This is a genomic window from Nesterenkonia sp. DZ6, from assembly GCF_022565835.1.
Lineage (GTDB): Bacteria > Actinomycetota > Actinomycetes > Actinomycetales > Micrococcaceae > Nesterenkonia.
In genome coordinates, this window is sequence record NZ_JAJOYW010000001.1 from 695,471 (window position 1) to 713,998 (window position 18,528).

Below are 18,528 nucleotides of genomic sequence, written 5' to 3' on the forward strand. Positions count from 1 at the left end.
CAGCGTAGATCGTACTCATTTCAAGCGCAAGACTTGATCATAAATATAGACATATATTGAAATACTACGTCGGAGCCGTGACGAGGTGGCCTTTCTGCCAGGTTGCGATGCGCTGGCGCCGCGCCATGAGGAAGTCAGTGTGGTGCCGTCTGAAGTCCGCGTAGGACTCGACGGTCACCGGCACCCCGGAGCTGTGGAAGTCGTCGAACGGTACGAAGAAACGCACTTGTGAGGTATCGGTTGCGACGAGGTCCTGCAGATGGAAGAACTCGACGTAGCCCTGGAAACTCTCAAACAGATCGAAGAAGTCAGCGTAACGGCCGAGCGTCTCCGAAAGTGGACTCCGCTCCCCCGCGTAGTGACGCCGGACGGCCTCGAGAGTCAGGTCGATTCGGTCAGCGATCCTGCTGTTCAAACCACGGGCCGCGTTGATGGTCTGCTTTCGGCCGATCTGATTGCCAGGCCACACGATGACCCCGGTCACCGAGTTCGCCAGCGCCCTGTAGTCCTCGTTCTCAGCCTCCGAGAAATTGGCAGCGAAAGCCTGAAGCCGCCCACCCCACCCCGCGAGCCCCTGCGCGATCCGGTCACTCGAAAGGAAGAACTCGCCAAGCTCCGACCTGTGATGCAGATAACAGTTCCGCCTGGTCTCGCTCAGGCTGAACATGCCGCCGCCGGGAAGCGGCTTGCTCCAGAGCAAGCGGTGGCAGGTCCGAAGCGTCGGGCTGTGACTGTCGGGGTCGCGCCCGGGCGGGGTGTCCGAACGGAAGTCGAACGTCACGTCTATCAGCGTCCCAGAAGGCCGACCAATACTCGGAATCACGTACTCAGTCTGCGCTCTCTACTGGCACAGGGAGTCCGTGATTGAGGCGCTCATAGGCAGCCCCCATCTCCAGCGAAATATCCCACCCAAGTCCTTCGACTTTTCGAAGTGTCGGCTGCCTCCCGTTGATGTGCGGAACAAGACGGACGTGCTCGTGAATATCGTTCGCCGTAACTTCATAGGCTTCGACCAGGTCAAACAGCACGTTCTCGAAGACCAAGAAGACGGCTGTGTCGAAGTCAAGACTCCGGAAGGGACTGAACTTTGCTGAGCGACCGCTCTTGCGAACGGTCATCGCCTTGACCTGGATTCGTTGACCTCCGGACGTGGTGATGTCATGCGATTTCGTCGAGTTGGGTTCCAACACTCCGCCCCGCGCGAGCCAGACAACCTGCTCCGCGATATCTCCCAGAGGCTTGTTGATGGTCCGAACCAGGTCGCGATGACGCAGTTCTCTCACGATCCCAGACTCCAGCTGGAGCAGATCCTTCACGCTGAGAGCCGAAAGGTCGAAGGCATCGATAGCTTGCATTTCAGAGGCTCGTTCTGCCGTCTCTCCCAGTTCAGTCATGAACACTTTCCCTCTCGGTTGAGTCCGGCGCGGACGCTTGCCGGCCAAGGCCTTTGATCCCACCGTTCAGCGTCCCTGGGGGGCTCAGGTCCACCTTCATCCAGGCAAGCTCTTCATACCGGTCCGCGACCACGCTGATGAAGTCGTCCTGACGGGGCTGTCCGAACGCCAGGCGGTACACCCCGACCGTCCTGGTGAGCCGACGCTGGTGACCGACCTCGCGGCTGTAGGGGATCACTGGGATGTACCGCTCGATCGTCGCACCTCCGAACCTGGTGTGCAGCCAGTACGGCACCAGCTCGGAGACCCCCTGCTGACGGGACTGCCTCACGGCGGCATCGAACGCCCCTTGCCAAGGGTCTGCATACTCCCCGAGCACCGCCTGGTCGCCATAGTCCGCGGCGATGTTCTTGCGGACCGCGTGGCCCTTATACCGATGGACTCGCCCCTCGCGCTGCTCCATGTCCACTGGGTTCGAGGGAAGGTTCCAGTGCACCACCGCGTGACTGTATGGATGGAAGTCCAACCCTTCCTGCCCGACGGAGGTCGAGGCGAGCACAAAGGGCCGGAAGGGCGAGTTGAAGGCTCTGCGCACGGAGGACTCACGGTGGACGGTCTGATCATCCGCAGCTCTGCGACCTCCATAGCGTGCCGCGAAGTGCGTACTCATGCGGTGCTGGTGTGAGTGAATCCGGGACCCCTGGACCTCGAAGGTCTCGACCTCGTTGACGGCGCTGCGAAGACCCAGAGCCTCGACCACCGCGGCGGCCACCCCTGCCACTCGCTCCCCGGGTTCCTTTCCTGCCAGTCCTTCCGACTCCACCAGGACATGAACGAACTCATCTAAGACTGCCTGCAGGCCGCCATCAAGGGCATGCTGCACGGCGTCGCGCCAATAGGCCCTGCCTTCCGAGGACCGCACGACAGGCACAACCTCTGGGCGATTGAACAGCAGTCTCAGGGTTCGGGCGATGCTGAACGCCGCCACCCGCAGATCCTTTGTCTCAACCTCATCCGGCTCTCCTGCAACACGCTTCAAGGCGCGCGACGCGCTGGTTCCGAATCCCCCCACGCCGAGCTCCGCCATTCGTCTTGGCAGGTCGGCGGGTGGACGTCCCAGGTTGTCCGGCAATCTCTGCGTCTGATCAAGGTGACGCCGAGCCGCACGGGAATTTCCGCCCTGTCCCGACTGTCCCTCTGGCTCGACCGAATCGGTGGGCAGTCCCCACAGGAATCTGCGCATCGCTCGGGCAAGCGCGTCAGCTGCCGCGGCGTCTCGACGCCGGTCCAGCAGCATCGGGGCCGCCCAGTACCAGCGGGGATCCTCAGCGCCAGAGCCGTCCGCAGCCGTGAGTGCCTCCGGCAGCACTTCTGCGAGAAGACCGCGCACTCCTTTCTCCGCGACATCAAGCACTTCGTTCTGACTGAGGTCTCGACGCCGCATCTGGCGCGCAATGGCCAACGGGTCGGTGACACGAGTCAACTCCTCAAATGGGTACGTCAATGCCCAGGTCGCCATGGTCATGGGACGGTTCTCGGTGAGCTTCAAAGTCAGTGGCGCGACGGGACGGAGCTGGTCGTCGTACCTTCGCGGTGCCCCCTCTGCGGCCGAAGCCGCAACCGCCGCGAGCTCGCGCTCATGGCTTCTACGGTCGGCCTCGTAGCTGAGCAGCGTCGCAATGGCCTTCGGCACCACCGTCCAGGCAGAGAAGACCAGCCGCTTGGTGAAGGGTCCAAGTTCAGCGTGTGAGAAAGGCCCGCTGAGTCGGTAGTAGGACATCGACGGCGGCAGCCAGAGCACGCTTGCCGCGCCCGAGCGGAACACATCTTCCTCCAACGACCTCAGCTTGGCATTGCCCGGGTCGAGCTTCTGATAGTCCCTGATCACCTGCCAGTCCAACAGCCCGTCGGAAGTTTCCAATGCTCGAGCAAGCGTCGAGTCGCCGAGCTCCACGCGGGCGTGGAAGTCTTTACGAATCTGGTAGGAATTCCGTTCCATGAGGTTCAGCGGATACGGGGTGGAGCGCCAGTATTCGAACGTGTCGCGTGAACCGAGCTGCTCGGCGACACGATCCAAAGTCCTCCAAGAACGCAGGTCCTGGGCCGTGACCTGCGAAGCAGGCAAGTGACGGAGATTCACCATGGCATCGGCGTCAGCAGTGAAGGCAGTCCGCTCCGTGCGACACATGACACGCCGCAGTTCAGATTCCACTGCATCCTTGGCTCGCGCCGCCTGCGACGTATCAGCCTGTGTGGTTTCCGAGGGGTCAGCTGCCAAGGTCTCCATCGCTCGGCCCATCGTCTTCAGATAGGACTCCACCCGCTCCGCTCGTGGCTGCCCAGCCAGGAATTCCACCGTCTTGATGAAGTCACGGTAGTGGTCGTCGCCACCCTCGTCGTCGTGCAATGTGTACATCTTGTAAGGGGTGGCAGAGAGCATCAGAATCTTGGCCTTGTCCTGATTGAACATGCGGTGGGCAAGCCGCGCCCCGGAGACCCCTGACTCAGCGGGGGCGTCCAACAGGTCCTTGAAGCGCTGAAATTCGTCGAGGATGACCAGGTCTGGTGACAGCAGATCCAGGGCGATCTCCGCCACGGCTGCACGCAGTCGAGCGACGATGCTCATGCGACGTTCATGCAGTGCCGCATCGGGATCAGCGCCATCAATCCTGACGAAGTCCTCCGCGCATTGGGTGAGCTCCTCCAGCAGGGATCGATTCCCGTGGTCCCGGCGCACCCGGCACCCCTGGACGAAGGTGTGACAGATCTCCTCATCCAGTCCCTCGGTGTCAAAGGCGCGAAACTCGTTGTCGAAGTTCTTTCGGCTCTTGCCACCGCGGAACATTTCCCGCCAACCGGGGCTTTCATGGGCCGCCTCCACGCCGCCGAGGGCGATCATCTTCAGGAGCAGAAGCCGCTCATCGGCGCGTCCTAATCGATCTCCCTGGGTGAATGAGGTGCCGGTGGTGAGCGCAATGAAGTTCACCTTATTGCTGTTGAGATGGCCGGTGACCCTGGGCAACAGGGACAGTCTGTCTGCATGCCTCACCTGATTCGCCCCCACTGAATTCAGACGAGCCAGATTCTGGGCGGCGATCTGCGCGTTCGTGCAGATGTAGACGACGTCGATCCGGGATTTCTTGTCCCAGAGGTGATCGACGGTTCGAGCCACGACACCGCGGGCGACCATGGTCTTCCCCAGCCCCGTCTCATCCGCGACCAGGAATCGCTGAACCGGGTCATGCTCACCCCAAAGGCGGCTGAAGGTGTATTCCACCGTGTTCCGCTGGAAGTCCTTGAGCCCACTCAACGAGTTTGAAAAGTTGGGACGCTCCATCAGGAGACCTCCGCGTGGACGGCCCACACGGTGGACCAGAGCTCTTCCAACCCGGCTGGGACGAGGTCTTCGGCATCCGGCGAGTCACGCAGCTGTTCCATCAGATTGCCGACGCGCACAAGCGTCTCAGGATCACGCCCGATAGCGCGGACCAGAGGTTCAAAAAGTGCGAAGTCCTCGTAGATGCGACCCTGGTCCCCGGCGGCGAGCGCGGTGCCGGAGGAGTCAACCAGGTCCATCTGCGCAAGGAGGTCAGCGTAGGAAGCTTCATTGAGCAGCAGCATCAGGTAGCGCAACACATCCGATCTGTCTTTGATGATCTCGCGGAACGCGTCGTGTTTCCGGCCGTCGATGTCACCTGCAAGCTCAGCGAAGATGACGCGGCGTCGGGTCACCCGCGTCTCACCTGACCCCAGGGTCGTCTCTACTGCTAGGAACGGTGTGACGTTGAGCGCGGAGAGCCGTGACCACTGGACCTGAGGACCAAGAAGTCTGGCGTGTTGCGGCAGCGAGATGGGCCAGACAGTGGTGACTCCGATCTCCCCCGCCGGCAGTTCAAGGCTCAACGTGGCTTCGACAGTGGCCTCCCCGGTGGTGCGCACAGCCAATATCGGACGGGCACTGGCAAGCTCTATGTGCCACAGTTCGATCTTCCGCTCAGCCTCGTACTCCTGCTGTGCAGCAGTCTCCTCCGCGGCAGGTGTATACGGCTCCCACACATCCTCCAGCCCCGGCTTACCCACGGATGTGCCGAGCATGGCTTCCACTCCGCACTCGCGCGTGTTTCCAAACAGCAGGGCGTTGAACTCCACGCTGCGGCCCCAGGATGGACGGCCGGTCAGGTTGGCGCTTCCCGTCACGGTGAGTGAACGTCTCTCGGGCAGGTCGACCACCACCGTCTTGGCGTGGAGCCCACTGGCGGTCTCCAGATCCAGATGGGACCGTCCGTTCTCGGACTCCTCGACCTCGTGATCAGCGGTTGGAGTTGTCGGCAGCACGCGGAGCTGCCATCCCTTCGCCGCCTCAGCACCCAGCATGTCGAGAGCGACCGGGGAGGAGAGCAACAGCCGCTTATCCGACGAGACTCCAGGCGTCACCTCCTTGAGCGCAGTGACGGCCTTGGGTGAGAGGAACGGGCTGATCGCCAGGATTCGTCTGGCTTTCGTCCCTGCGAACGGCCAAGTCTCCGAGCCGTCGAGTCCGATCGACAGCAGCTCTCCGTCAGTGAACGGTTCAGGGAGCATCAAGCGAACTCGGCTGAAGGTGGCGGCCAGATCCTCGACTTGCCTTGCTCGTCCTGGGTCAAGATCACGAGTGGCGAGGCGGGGCAGTCTCCGCAGAAAATCCGATGCAGGAGCCGCGTCCATGGAAGGCTGATCCTCGGCGCCTGAATCCGGCATCTCATCGAGGACCAGTGCGGTGTCCCAGGCCTGATCCTGGGTGATGTTGCGGCTCAGGACGATGAGCCGGTGACGGAGAGCCCCGTCGTCGTCGGCGAAGCGCAGCGCCCAGATCTTCGGATGGAAGATGCCGTCGGGATTCGGTGCGACCACTTCGTGAATGCTGTCCTCGATGAAGGTCAGGACGCTGCGGTACTTGGACGGCACATAGATGCCGCCGGCCTGGGTGAAGATGAGCATCTTCTCGGCGCAGCGTTGGACGGCCTCGAGCAGCTGCACTGGATCGCTGTGCTCCCCCGAGACCTCGGCGGCATCAGGGGAGGCGAAGGACAAGGAGGCTGCCAGGAGGGAGACCAGGTCCAGCGAATACGTGGTGCCTATGGCGAGATCGACTCGGTATCCAGGAGGTGGCTGCAGGGAGTCCTGCAGCAAGATCCGGTTCTGCGGATTCAGCGTCATGCATCAGCTCCTGCCGCGTAGAGGTCTTCCAGGTGCTGCCGCACCACGGACCAGCGAAAAGTGAGCCGTCCAGTGCCGCTGGCGCCTGACCACTGATCCAGGGCGGCCGGGTTGTAGAGGCGGGCGCGTTTGCCCTTCATTCGGCGCTCACGGTTACTGATCAGCTGGCGGACCTCCGGAGCTCTGAACAGCGCCTCCGCCGAGCGGGTATTTTCCACGTGTTCTGTCCATTGAGCGAGGAATCCTCGGGATGACTCGACCCTCCTCACCATCGATTCGGGGAGTACGCGCAGCAATTCCCTCGGCTGGAAGGAAGGAAGTGGGGCTTCGGCCTCGCGGTCACTGAACCAGGCGCTGAGCGCGGATTCATAGTGATCGGCCCGTTCCTCATCTTCACTCTTCTCCGCCAGGGCGAGGTTGTAGAGCAGTGAAGCTCCGAGGATGCTGAAGGAGATGCCCCGAGCCGTATTCACCAATTCGTGCAGAGGCTCAGGCAGTTCCACCTCCGAGGTGATGTCCCAGGGCGCATCGACCCGCTCGAGAACCACCGGCTCGTGATCCGCCAACCAGGCGAAGAGCGATTCCCGATGGGACCGGCGGATTCGCTCCCGAAGATACTCGGATTCCTCCGGGCGCAGCGCGAAGCTGGCTTGCCTGAGCAGTCCTTGCGGCGCGGCAGGGAGATTCGGGTCAAGGCCTGAGCCGAGTGAATTCTGTGGACCGAGCTCCCCCGCCCACGGGTTCTGGTCTCTGGAGCGCAGGTGGCAGAGCTGGAAGTAGGCGCCGATGGTGGAGGGCGTCCGAATCCCCCAGCTTTTCAACGCTGAGGAGTAGATGCTGCTGGGCATCCGTTGTAACGTCTTCTGGGCACGGCTTCCGATGACGCCCTGCTCCTCTCCCCCTTTCTGGAGGCTCGCGAGCGTGCGCCACTCGTACTGTCGCAGCTCGCCCCACATCTCATCCACGTTCGGCTGCTCTCCTGCCTGACGGAGGCCCCAAGCGACCATGAGCACGTAGCGCAGCCGGGTGTGCAGCACGGACGTGCCGGGGAACATCGTGTCAGCGAGCGCGTCTCGGATGGTGCCGATCCCCAGGTCATCCACGGTGGTCTTATCCGCGAAGCTGTCCAGGACCTCGAGCATCTGCCGACGGCGTTCATGGCCAGCGTCGAGCCAGCCGAACGAGGAACGGGTCGTCAGTGTCATGGAGTTCCGAGGAAGGTGGTCATGGTCAACGAGTCACTCACGACTCCAGCAGCCGCGTCCGTTCCGTCTCCACGTCATAGTCCGCTGCGGGCCAGCGCAGCTTCAGGTCAGAGAGCGCGGCGATGAGCAGCTCCTGGACCGCAAGTCGGGAGTACCACTTCCGGTCCGCGCCGATCACATGCCAGGGCGCGTGGTCGGCGTCGGTGGCTTCCATAAGGCGAGAGTAGACCTCCTGGTAGAGGTCAAACTCGGCCCGGGCATCGGCGTCGGAGGGGTCGTACTTCCAGTGCTTCTCCTTCCGGTCCAACCGGGAGACCAGCCGGTCCAGCTGCTCCTCCTGGGAGATGGTGAGCTTGACCTTGATGATCACGAAGCCCAGCCGGACCAGTTCGCGTTCAAAGAGCATCAGCGCCTCGGTGCGGCGCTCGAGCTCCTCCGCGCTCTCGCTGCCAAGGATGGTGGGCACCAGCACGTCTTCGTAGTGGGAGCGGTCGAAGACTCCCACATGCCCGGGGCGTGGGAGCCTGCGGATGATGCGCTCCAGGTAGTGCTCGCGACTCTCCGCTGCGGTGGGCTTGCCGAACCCGGCCACGTCCACACCCATCGGGTCCATGGAGGTCACGACCTGCTTGACCACCCCGCCCTTGCCGGAGGCGTCCATGCCCTGCAGCACCAACAAGATCCTGGGCCCCCGCGCCAGGTTGCTGAGCGCCTTCTCCACCTCGGGTGAGAACAGCTCCTCCCGACGGGCCTTCTCCGCAGGTGTTCGCCGAGGCACTCGGCCGGCGATGGCCTTGGCCACCTCGCGCTGGTCCTCTTCAGACGCTGAGACGACATGTGCCCACATCAGCTCCTGCAGGTCGGCCAGCATCTCGGCGCGTTCATCGAGCGCGTCCTCACCGTCGTCCTTCTTGCCCTTGAACCCGACCTTCTCGCGGGTGGGGGCATCTGCAAGTGAGAACGGGGACGGGTATTGGTTCACCCGCCAGAGCTTGCGGGGGTCGCCCTCGAACGGGGTCTTCTTCGCGCCCTTGGGTCCGCGGACGCCGTCCAGGGGGACATCGAGCCGGTGGGCATTCTTCTCATTCTTGGACACGGTGTCTCCTTGTGGCAGATGCAGCGGCGGTTTCAGGGGGCAGGAAGGTCACTCGGTTGTGCGCGGTGAGCGGCGGATGAAGTCATCGGCGATGTCATTGAACTGCGCCCACTTCACGCCTTCGTGGGAGTTGATGTGTTCGATCAGCCGCTCCAGCATCAGCAGCACCTGCGGGCGTCCGGAGACGTCGGGGTGGATGGTGATGGTGAAGACCGCGTAGTCGCTCTCCCTGTAGACCCAGTCGAACTGGTCGCGCCACATCTCTTCGAGCTGACGTGGGTTCACGAAGCCGTGGCTGTTGGGGCTGGACTTGATGAACATCATCGGCGGCAGGTCATCGAGGTACCAGGAGGCGGGAATCTCTACCAGGTCGGTCTCCTCGCCGCGGATCAGGGGCTTCATCCAGGAGCTGGCGGGCTTGTCGTAGTCGATCTTCGAGTGCTCCCAGCTGTCCCCGACGCGCACGTAGTAGGGCTCGAAGTCCCGGTGCATCAGCGAGTGGTCATACTTGATGCCCTGCTCCAGCAGGAGCTCGTTGGTGACGGTGGAGAACTCCCACCAGGGCGCCACATAGCCGGTGGGGCGGCGGCCGGCGCGCTTCTCGATCAGGTCGATGCAGTAGGTCAGGATCTCGGTCTCCTGCTCCCGGGTCATCGCGATCGGGTTCTCGTGGCTGTAGCCGTGGACTCCGATCTCGTGTCCTGCGGCGACCACCTGATCGAACTGCTCGGGGAAGGTCTCGATGGAGTGCCCGGGCCAGAACCAGGTGGAGGGCAGGTCGTATTTGGCCAACAGGTTGTTCAGCCGGGGCACCCCGACCTCCCCGGCGAACATGCCGCGGGAGATGTCTCCCGGGGAGTCCTCGCCGCCATAGGAGCCGAGCCAGCCGCCGACCGCGTCGACGTCGATGCCCAGTGCTACGTAGATCTCTTTGGCCATGATGTGGGTACCTCTTCCGTGTCTGGTGCAGTGCGTCTGAAGTGTTCTAGGTCTGCGGGTTCAGCCGTGCCTTCAGCTGGTCTCTGGCTTGGGTGGGTGAATGGGCGCTCAGCAGCAGCGCCATCAGGATCCGGGCCTGGGTGGCGGGCAGGTCTGAAAGCGGGATGGCTCCGGCGGCGACGGCGTCCACGGCTCCCCCGCCTCCGTAGATCACCGCGACGGGCCCGGCCCCGGTGCGGGTGCCCAGACCCACCAGGACGCCCTGAGCGGTGGCCTGCGCGATGGCATCGGTGAGCGGAACACCGGGGTTGCCTGCCCCTGCGCCGAGCACGACGACGCCGGTGGCCCCGGCCTCGAGAGCTGCGTGCATCAGCGCGGCGTCGGCCCCGGGATAGCCCAGGACCATGTCCACCCGCTGATCTTCGAATGCCGCGTTGGGCAGCGGGAGCGGCTCGGGTGTCAGCGCCTGGGCGAAGTAGCTGGTGCCGGAGCCGACGACGGCGCCCAGCGCGCCAGCGCTGCGGTGGCCGAAGGGCTGCGGTGCCAGGGTGTGGTTCTTGCTCAGACCCAGTGCGCTGTGGATCTCCCCGCCGAAGACCAGCAGAACGCCTTGGTCGCGGGAAGCTGGCGAGGCCGCGGTGTGGATGGCGTCGTGGAGGTTGCGTGGGCCGTCGCTGTCGGGGTGATCGGGGCTGCACTGGGCTCCGGTGAGCACCACCGGCCGCGGATCATCATGGGTGAAGCCCAGCAGCGCGAGGGTCTCTTCCATGGTGTCGGTGCCATGGGTGACGACGACGCCGTCCACGTCCTCCCGGCGCAGGATCCGCGCGACTGCGTGGGCGATCCGGGAGAGGTCGGCTAGAGAAAAGTTGAAGGAGTTCTGCACCGCAACGTCCTCGGACTCGAGTTCGACGCCGGCTCCGAAGTCGTCGAGTCCGTGCGTGCTCAGGGCGCTGATCAGGTCTGCGGCGCTGTCCTTAGCGCGGGACCCGCCTGCCGAGCTCTGACGGGAGGAGATGGTTCCTCCGGTGGCCAGCACGACGATGCGGGTCATGTCAGCCTCGATTCTTGTGGTGGCCACTGTCTTCCTTGAGTCCATCACAGACCAGCGGTGAGGACAACGACGTTCACTGTAGTTACGCTCGAGGTGACGCCTCACGCTGATCTCTCCCGATATGGGCCTGGCTCTGCGCAGGGAGACTGAAGGAGAACCGCACATGTCATCCCCCGACACACCCTTGCGCTTGATGCTGATCGCGGATCCGGGAGTAGCCACCCGACGGATCCAGGCGATCACCGAACGTTTCACCACCGAGGTGAGGCAGGTGCTGACGAAAGATGTCGAGGTGGAGGTCGAGACCCGAAGCGTGCGCATCGACACCGACGGCGCGCTCGACATCGCGGCCATCGGCGAACTCGACGCCGAGCACCTCGACGCTGATGCAGTGCTGGTGCTCACCGAAGTACCTCGCTACGAAGAAGGACAAGCCCTGGTCGCGGAGATCTTCTCCGACAAGCGAACCGCGATCATCTCTTTCCCCACTCTGGGCGTGTGGGACACGAAGCGCAGGATCCGCGAGATCTTCATGAACTGTCTTCTCAAGCTGCTGCCAGACGAGCACGGCCCGGTGGAGAAGAAATACTCCCAGCGATGGGCTCGCTGGAGGTCCACGGAACCAGGCGACCAACACCGCTTGTTTGCGCACACCGTGACCGGAGATCCGCGAACAATTCTAGGCATGACCGTCGCCAACGAGCCGATGCGAACCGCCCCCAAACTTTCAGGGGCACTCGCAGCAGCCTCAGCTGTTGGCGCGTTCGGCATCTTCTACTACTCGATCTGGCAGATGGCCGACGCACTGAGCACCGTGCGCCTGCTCTCCATCGGAGTCGCGGTGATCCTCAGCATGGTGGCATGGCTCATCTTCACCAACCGGCTGTGGGACAAACCCATCAATAAGCACGTGGGCCGAGTGGTCATGCTCTACAACGGCTCTACGATCCTGACGCTGCTGGTCGCCGTGACCATGCTCTACCTGGCACTTGTGGTGGCGATCTTCTTCGGCGCCCTCGTGGTCATCGACCCGGACTTCCTCGCTGATCTCATCGGCAGTGACGTAAGCCTGTTGAACTACCTCGACATCGCCTGGCTCAGCGCGGCGATGGGCGTCGTCGCCGGCGCCATAGGGTCCACTTTCGACTCCAGCATGGACATCCGCCGCGTGACGCACGGCCAGCGCGAGTTCCAGCGCCGATATACCGAAGATGATCCTCGGTAGTTGTTGTATCTGTTCGGCTCGGATTCATGTCCATGGTCGCACCTAAGGTGATTTTTACTGACGCAGAAAATGTTTTGTTCTCCGCGTCGGCGCACTGGATCTCCCAGTGAATGACCCGAGGGAAAGGAACACCATGAATCACTCGCACCAGGACCAGCACCCCACCGAGCAGTACCCCAACACTCAGCACTCCAACACTCAGTACTCCAATGAGCAGCACCAGCCTTACCCGCCGGCGGCAGGCGGAGCGGACTCATCGGAGCACCCGAAGCAGCGACGCCGCTGGCCATGGATCGCAGGCATCATCGTCGCGCTGGTCGCGGGGATCGGTATCGGCAGCAGCGGAGAGCCCGAACCTGAGATCGTCACCGAGACCGAGACGGAGACCATCACCGAAGAGGTCGAGGTGGAAGTCGAAGTGGAACCGGCAGACCTCGAGGAGCGCCGCGAGGTCATCGCCGAAGACGAGGAATCCCTCGAGACCCGGGCCTCCGAGCTCGATGACCGTGAAGATGCCCTGGACGCACGGGAGGAGGAGCTGGCATTGCAGGCCGAGGAGGAAGCCGAAACGGAAGCGGCCGAGCAGTCCGCACAGGAAGAGACATCAGCCTCGGATTCCGGATCCATCCCGGGCTCAGGAACGTTCCTGGTCGGCGAGGAGATCCAGCCGGGCACCTATCGCACCGAGAGCACCTCAGGGTTCTGTTACTGGGCCCGACTCTCAGGACTCAGCGGTGAGTTCGACGACATCATCACCAATGGACTCCCCGAGGGACAGGGATTTGTCACCATCGCCGAGACGGATGTCGCCTTCGAGACCAGCGACTGCGGCGAATGGACTGCACAGTAGAGATCCCGTCGACATGACCGGGTGAGTCCGGGTGCCCGGACTCACCCGGTTCCACGCTCAGAATCAGCTCTCGATGCCTGACTCAGGTCGTTGTCGCACTTCACCGCGACAGATGTGAAGGTCGACTTTTTCGCACACGACACTTGAATTGAGCTGTGCGGCAGATCACTATGGAGATAGGCAAAATTGCCGTGCAGTCTTCCCCCTCCCGAGAGGTCACCACATGTCCACCACCTCCACGCTTGACACGACCACGCTCCTCGACGACGCCCACTGGGACAGCAAGGTCTTCACCGGCCAATGGCAGACCGGCGGGGGTGAGCTGATCCCGATCACCGAGCCCGCCACCGGCGACAGCCTCGGCACCGCCGGCGGCGCCTCCGTCGCCGACGTCGAGCGCTCCGCCACCGCGGCGGCCGCCGCGCAGAAGAAGTGGGCCGCGATGAAGCCCTCCGAGCGCGCCGCAGTGCTGCGCCGCGCCGGAACCCTCTTCGAGGAGCACGCCAAGGAGATCGAGACCTGGATCATCCGTGAGACCGGCGGAGTCCCGGCCAAGGCCGCACTGGAATCCCACGTCGCCGCGGCCGAGTGCTTCGAGGCCGCCGCACTGCCCTCCGCTCCCGCCGGTGAGGTGCTGACCACCGAGCAGCCGCGCTGGTCCTTCGCGCGGCGCCGCCCCGCCGGCGTCGTCTCGGTGATCTCCCCGTTCAACTTCCCGCTGATCCTCTCCATCCGCTCCGTCGCCCCCGCACTCGCGCTGGGCAATGCGGTGCTGCTGAAGCCGGATCCACGCACCACCGTCTCCGGCGGCGTGACCATCGCCCGGATCTTCGAAGAAGCCGGCCTGCCCGCCGGCGTGCTGCACCTGCTGCCCGGTGGCGGCGAGGTCGGCAAGGCGCTCACCGAGGCACCCGAGGTACGCATCATCTCCTTCACCGGCTCCACCGCGGCCGGACGAATGGTCGGTGAGACCGCGGGCAAGCTGCTCAAGCGCGCCCACCTGGAGCTCGGCGGAAACAACGCCCTGGTGATCCTGCCCGGTGCCGACCTGGACAAGGCAGCCTCGGCCGGTGCCTTCGGCTCCTTCCTGCACCAGGGTCAGGTCTGCATGACCACCGGACGCCACCTGGTGCACGAGTCGCTGAAGGACGAGTACATCGCAAAGCTGAGCCAGAAGGCGAAGAACCTTCCGGTGGGCAACCCGGCGGAGGACGGCATCGCCATCGGCCCCATCATCGACGCCAAGCAGCTCGACCGGATCCACTCGATCGTGGAATCCTCCACCGCAGACGGCGGCACGGTCGAGGCCGGCGGCGTTTTCACCGACCTCTTCTACTCCCCCACCGTGATCTCCGGGATCACTCCTAAGAACCCGGCCTGGACCGAGGAGATCTTCGGCCCCGTGGCTCCGGTCATCTCCTTCTCCACCATCGAGGAGGCCGTGGAGATCATCAACAGCAGCGAATACGGGCTCTCGGTGGGCGTGCTCGGCGATGTCGGCCTGGCCATGAAGATCGCCGACCAGGTCGACTCCGGCAAGGTCCACATCAACGAACAGACCGTGGGCGACGAAGCGAACGCGCCCTTCGGCGGGGTCGGCGATTCCGGCACCGGCTCCCGGCTCGGCGGCGCGAGCGCGAACATCGAGTCCTTCACCGAGACCCAGTGGCTGACTGTGCGCTCGGAGATTGCGTCCTACCCGTTCTAGATTCAGCCCTCGCTGATGCTGACCTGGGCCTTCTCCTCGCGGCCGAAGGCCCAGAGCAGCAGCTCCTCGGGCGCGCCCTGAATCTCCTGCAGCGGGGCGGAGGACGGTCCGCTCGTCGTCGCGCCGTAGCCGGGGCTGATGAACGTGATGCGCCGCTTCGCCTTGCGCGCGGCCATCGCGAACATCGCGGTGGAGCCCTGCTTCCAGAGTCGCCTGCGCAGCTTCTCGGAGATGCGGCGCGGGCTCTTCGGATCGAAGTCCGACTGCGCGCGCAGCACGTCCTCGGTGTGGATGTAGAACTCCGCGGTGTTCATCAGATCGTTGAGCGGTGGGAGGCTCTGCGGGAAGTAGAGAGGCGGCCCGGCCTCCGCCCGGTTGACCAGTGACTCATACCCGGTGGCGCGCAGCTTATCCAGGGTCCTGCGCGCCGCGTCGCCCACCAGCGGCAGCGCCGGACCGATGATCAGGTCCGGGCGGGAGTCGCGGATCACGATGTGCAGAGCCAGGTCCTCGGCGGCCCACCCTTCGCAGAGCGTCGGGGCGTCGGCGGGGACACTGCGCAGTGCAGTGACCAGGGCTTGGCGTTGCTCAGAAGCTGTAGAGGTCATAGGCCCAAGTGTATGGTCGGGGCATCACTCGGGTACGGAAGGACCGTGAGATGACTCCGCAGGCACGCACCGAAACTTGGCTCGATCCACATGGCACCCCGGACTCCACGGTGAAGCAGCTCATCGCGCTCATCCTCTTCGTCGGGATCCCGCAGGCAGTGGGGTTCCTGGGCAACATTCTCACCGCCGATGAGACCGACGGTTGGTACGCCGACGCGGACAAGGCCGCCTGGACACCGCCGGATGCGGTCTTCGGTCCGGTCTGGACCGTGCTGTATCTGCTGATGGGCGTGGGCGCCTGGCTGGTCTGGCGCCGTCGGCACAGCGTCAACGCCACCCCTGCACTGGCGCTGTTCGTGGGGCAGCTGGTGCTCAACAGCATCTGGTCCCCGCTGTTCTTCGGCGGCTATCCGCTCTTCGGCACCGCAGCTCTTTGGGCCGCGATGGTGCTCATCGTGGTGTTGATCGTCGCGATCGGGCTGACCATCTGGCGGTTCTGGCCGATCTCCCGGGTGGGGGCATACTTGCTGCTCCCGTACTTGGCGTGGACTCTGTATGCCTCGACGCTGAACTTCTACATCGCGCTGATGAACTGAGCGTCCAGGGCTTGCGCGGGACTCGATTACCCGAACCCGGTGCCCAGCAGCGTGCCGATGATGAACGTGGCCGCGAGCGCGATCGCTCCGCCGATCACCACCCGCATGGTGGGCCGCAGCATCGGACTGCCGCCGAGCCGAGCACCTAGCGCCCCGGTCAGCGCCAGGGTCAGCAGCACCAGCGCGAAGGTCGCCGCGATCCGGATATCAGGCGGCAGCAGGATCGCGGCGAAGGGAATGATCCCGCCGACGGTGAAGGCCGCGGCCGAGGCGAACGCCGCCTGCCACGGGCTGATCAGGTCCTCCTGATCGATGTTGAGCTCGACGGAGAGGTGCGCCGCCAGCGCGTCATCCGCGGTGAGCTCCTCGGCGACCTTGCGCGCGGTCTCGGCGGAGAGCCCCCGCGCTTGGTAGAGGCCCGTGAGCTCGTCGAGCTCCTGCTCCGGCATCTGTGCGAGCTCTCCGCGCTCCTTCTCGATCAGCGCCTTCTCACTGTCGCTCTGGCTGCTGACCGAGACGTACTCGCCCAGCGCCATGGAGATCGCGCCGCCGACCAGGGCGGCGGTGCCTGCGGTCACGATGGGCGCGAGCTGGTTGGTGGCTCCAGCCACGCCGACGACGATGGCCGCGACGGAGATGATCCCGTCGTTCGCGCCGAGCACCCCGGCGCGCAACCAGTTCAGCCGTCCCGCGATGCCTGCGGTGTGCGGCTCTCCGGCGTGGACTGGCATGTTCATCCGGCGTCCCTCAGGATTCGGCAGCTGGTCGGGCAGATCTGCTGCGCCCATTGGACCGTAGATCTGAGGCTCAGCTCAATAGGTCGCGCCCAGCTCCCGCAGCTTGGCCTCGACATCGGCGTTGGAGGGCTCCACCTGGTGTGAGCCGTCGGGGTAGACGACCACGGGAATCTGCTTGCGTCCGGAGATCTCCTCGGCCACCTTCGCGGCGGCGACGTCGTGCTCCAGATCGATGTAGTCATAGTCCAGCTCGAGCGCGTCGAGCTGGGCCTTGGTCCGCCGGCAGTCCCCGCACCACTGGGCGCCGAACATCCGGATCTTGGTGTCTTCTGTCATTGAGCAGTCTTCCTTCTCTGGACCAGGGTCAGCTGTCTGACGGTGTCAGCTGCCGAGCACGTGTTCGAGGGCCTCTTGCAGGGTGTGGTGGCGGAACGCGTATCCCAGGGACTGGGCCTTCACCGAGGTGACCTGCTGATCCGCGCCGACGATCTCCTTGGCACCCTGCTCACCGAGGACCAGCTTCGGACCGAAGGCCGGCACCGGGATCGCCGAGGGGCGGCGCATGACCGCGGCCAGGGTCTTGGAGTACTGCTTGGCGGTGACCGGCTCAGGCCCGACACCGTTGACCGGGCCTTCGGCGTGCGGGTTCAGCGCCAGGTGCACGATCAATGAGGCGATGTCATCGATGCTGATCCAGCTCTGCCACTCCTTATCACCCAGCGGTCCGCCAGCACCGAGGGTGTAGAGCGGCAGCAGCTGAGAAAGCGCGCCGCCGGCGGGGGTCTGCACGATCCCGGTGCGGACGATCCCGACCCTGACCCCGGCCTTCTTCGCCGGCGCGGTGCTCTCTTCCCACTTCTTGCAGACGTCAGCGAGGAAGTCAGTGCCCGCAGGTGAGTCCTCGGTCAGGATGGCGCTGCGGCTGGAGCGATCGGCCGGCGTCGCACCGTAGTAACCGATGGCGGAGCTGCTGATCAGCACGCGGCCGCGCTGATCGACTTCTTCCAGGTGCGCGAGGGTGGTGGCGATCAGCGAGGTCCCCTCTACGCGGGAGTCGAGGACCTTCTTCTTGTGCTCATCGGTGAAGCGGGCGGCCAGCGGGTGTCCGGCGAGGTGGATGACGGCGTCCACGTCGCGCAGCGCCTCCGGGTCGAGGGTTCCGGCCTCGGGATCCCAGATGATCTCTCCGGCCTTTCCGCCAGAGGAGTCCCCGTGGCCGCGGACCATCCGGCGGACCTCGATGCCGGCACCGCCGAGCAGCGCGCAGACCTGGCGTCCGATCAGCCCGGACGCGCCGCTCACGGCGACCACCTTGATCGGGGCGACCTCGGGCACGTGGTGGGGGTCCTGGTTCAGCTGTGAAGCCAGGCGGCCGTGGGACTGGTGGAAGGCCAGGTCATCGCTGCTCTGTCGGCCGCGGTAGGCGAAGATCCGGTTCAGTTCGGCCTCGAACTGGCGAGCGACCACCTTCTGCACCGCAGCGGGGAGCTTGTCCACCAGGGGCAGCTCGTAGGTGACCTTTTCACGCAGGACCATCCCGGCGCCGTCGTCCTCGAAGCTGCGGTCATGCCGCCAGGACTTCGCGGGACCCGAGATCATCTCATCGGAGAAGCCATGTCCAGGCTTGAAATTGGTGTGCCGCGAGCGCCATTTGGTGTACCCGCGCATCGGCAGCGAGCTGGCTGAGCCGGCCATATCGGCGAGGGAGGAGAGGGTGGTGCCGAAGAAGCTGGGCATGTTGATCCCGAGCACCGACTCCGACCCGTCCTGCAGACCATTGGTGGGCTCCTCGATCACTCGACCCGCGAAGGGCGGATGCAGCCGCACCAGCGCACCCGGGCGGGCGTACCAGTCGAAGACGTCTTCACGGGAGAAAGGCAGGTGGGTCTCGTACTCGAAGATCGGCATAATGCCTCCTGG

Annotated in this window: 16 protein-coding genes; 4 read left to right on the forward strand and 12 right to left on the reverse strand. The window is 64.4% G+C overall.

Annotation, left to right across the window (positions count from 1 at the left end):
- Window positions 1–64 precede the first annotated feature (64 nt).
- Genes LTH93_RS03135 through LTH93_RS03170 form a run of 8 tightly spaced genes read right to left on the reverse strand, consistent with a single transcriptional unit; the run spans window position 65 to window position 10,911 of the window.
- Window positions 65–781 (reverse strand): DUF6994 family protein, encoded by a 717-nt coding sequence (locus tag LTH93_RS03135; protein ID WP_241470056.1) that lies wholly within the window; start codon window positions 779–781, stop codon window positions 65–67.
- Between the two features lie 46 nt (window positions 782–827).
- Complete coding sequence (locus LTH93_RS03140) at window positions 828–1,394, reverse strand: hypothetical protein (RefSeq protein ID WP_241470057.1); 567 nt, start codon at window positions 1,392–1,394, stop codon at window positions 828–830.
- On the reverse strand, window positions 1,387–4,731 hold the full coding sequence (locus LTH93_RS03145; protein WP_241470058.1) for a helicase-related protein: 3,345 nt from the start codon (window positions 4,729–4,731) through the stop codon (window positions 1,387–1,389). The genes LTH93_RS03140 and LTH93_RS03145 overlap by 8 nt, the downstream gene beginning before the upstream one ends.
- On the reverse strand, window positions 4,731–6,590 hold the full coding sequence (locus LTH93_RS03150; protein WP_241470059.1) for a phospholipase D family protein: 1,860 nt from the start codon (window positions 6,588–6,590) through the stop codon (window positions 4,731–4,733). The genes LTH93_RS03145 and LTH93_RS03150 overlap by 1 nt, the downstream gene beginning before the upstream one ends.
- Entirely contained in the window at window positions 6,587–7,795 is a 1,209-nt protein-coding gene (locus LTH93_RS03155) for a DUF6361 family protein (RefSeq protein ID WP_241470060.1), read from the reverse strand. Before LTH93_RS03155 ends, LTH93_RS03150 begins: the two co-directional genes overlap by 4 nt.
- Before the next feature lie 37 nt (window positions 7,796–7,832).
- Window positions 7,833–8,891, reverse strand: coding sequence for a PPK2 family polyphosphate kinase (locus LTH93_RS03160; RefSeq protein WP_241464145.1), 1,059 nt, complete (start codon window positions 8,889–8,891; stop codon window positions 7,833–7,835).
- A gap of 48 nt (window positions 8,892–8,939) precedes the next feature.
- Window positions 8,940–9,830 (reverse strand): polysaccharide deacetylase family protein, encoded by an 891-nt coding sequence (locus LTH93_RS03165; protein ID WP_241470061.1) that lies wholly within the window; start codon window positions 9,828–9,830, stop codon window positions 8,940–8,942.
- Between the two features lie 46 nt (window positions 9,831–9,876).
- Window positions 9,877–10,911, reverse strand: a complete 1,035-nt coding sequence (locus LTH93_RS03170; protein WP_241470062.1) for an asparaginase — start codon at window positions 10,909–10,911, stop codon at window positions 9,877–9,879.
- Between the two features lie 136 nt (window positions 10,912–11,047).
- On the opposite strand from LTH93_RS03170, the gene LTH93_RS03175 reads away from it, so the two are divergent.
- From LTH93_RS03175 to LTH93_RS03185, 3 genes are all read left to right on the forward strand, one after another.
- Complete coding sequence (locus LTH93_RS03175) at window positions 11,048–12,109, forward strand: hypothetical protein (protein ID WP_241470063.1); 1,062 nt, start codon at window positions 11,048–11,050, stop codon at window positions 12,107–12,109.
- Window positions 12,110–12,242: 133 nt separating this feature from the next.
- On the forward strand, window positions 12,243–12,959 hold the full coding sequence (locus tag LTH93_RS03180) for a hypothetical protein (protein ID WP_241470064.1): 717 nt from the start codon (window positions 12,243–12,245) through the stop codon (window positions 12,957–12,959).
- Window positions 12,960–13,182: 223 nt separating this feature from the next.
- Window positions 13,183–14,667, forward strand: a complete 1,485-nt coding sequence (locus tag LTH93_RS03185; RefSeq protein ID WP_241470065.1) for a benzaldehyde dehydrogenase — start codon at window positions 13,183–13,185, stop codon at window positions 14,665–14,667.
- Between the two features lie 2 nt (window positions 14,668–14,669).
- Here the strand turns inward: LTH93_RS03185 and LTH93_RS03190 are convergent, their stop codons facing one another.
- Window positions 14,670–15,275, reverse strand: a complete 606-nt coding sequence (locus LTH93_RS03190) for a TIGR03085 family metal-binding protein (RefSeq protein WP_241464136.1) — start codon at window positions 15,273–15,275, stop codon at window positions 14,670–14,672.
- 50 nt (window positions 15,276–15,325) lie between these two features.
- Here LTH93_RS03190 and LTH93_RS03195 point away from each other — a divergent pair, with 50 nt between their 5' ends.
- Entirely contained in the window at window positions 15,326–15,871 is a 546-nt protein-coding gene (locus LTH93_RS03195; protein ID WP_241464135.1) for a TspO/MBR family protein, read from the forward strand.
- Window positions 15,872–15,897: 26 nt separating this feature from the next.
- Here LTH93_RS03195 and LTH93_RS03200 read toward each other — a convergent pair whose 3' ends face one another.
- From LTH93_RS03200 to LTH93_RS03210, 3 genes are all read right to left on the reverse strand, one after another.
- Window positions 15,898–16,602 carry a VIT1/CCC1 transporter family protein gene (locus tag LTH93_RS03200; protein WP_370642690.1) on the reverse strand — a complete coding sequence of 235 codons (705 nt, stop codon included), beginning with the start codon at window positions 16,600–16,602 and terminating at the stop codon, window positions 15,898–15,900.
- 81 nt (window positions 16,603–16,683) lie between these two features.
- Window positions 16,684–16,944 carry a glutaredoxin domain-containing protein gene (locus LTH93_RS03205; RefSeq protein ID WP_241470066.1) on the reverse strand — a complete coding sequence of 87 codons (261 nt, stop codon included), beginning with the start codon at window positions 16,942–16,944 and terminating at the stop codon, window positions 16,684–16,686.
- A gap of 45 nt (window positions 16,945–16,989) precedes the next feature.
- A complete protein-coding gene (locus LTH93_RS03210) occupies window positions 16,990–18,516 on the reverse strand; it encodes a TIGR01777 family oxidoreductase (RefSeq protein ID WP_241470067.1) in 1,527 nt (508 codons plus the stop codon).
- Window positions 18,517–18,528: the final 12 nt, after the last annotated feature.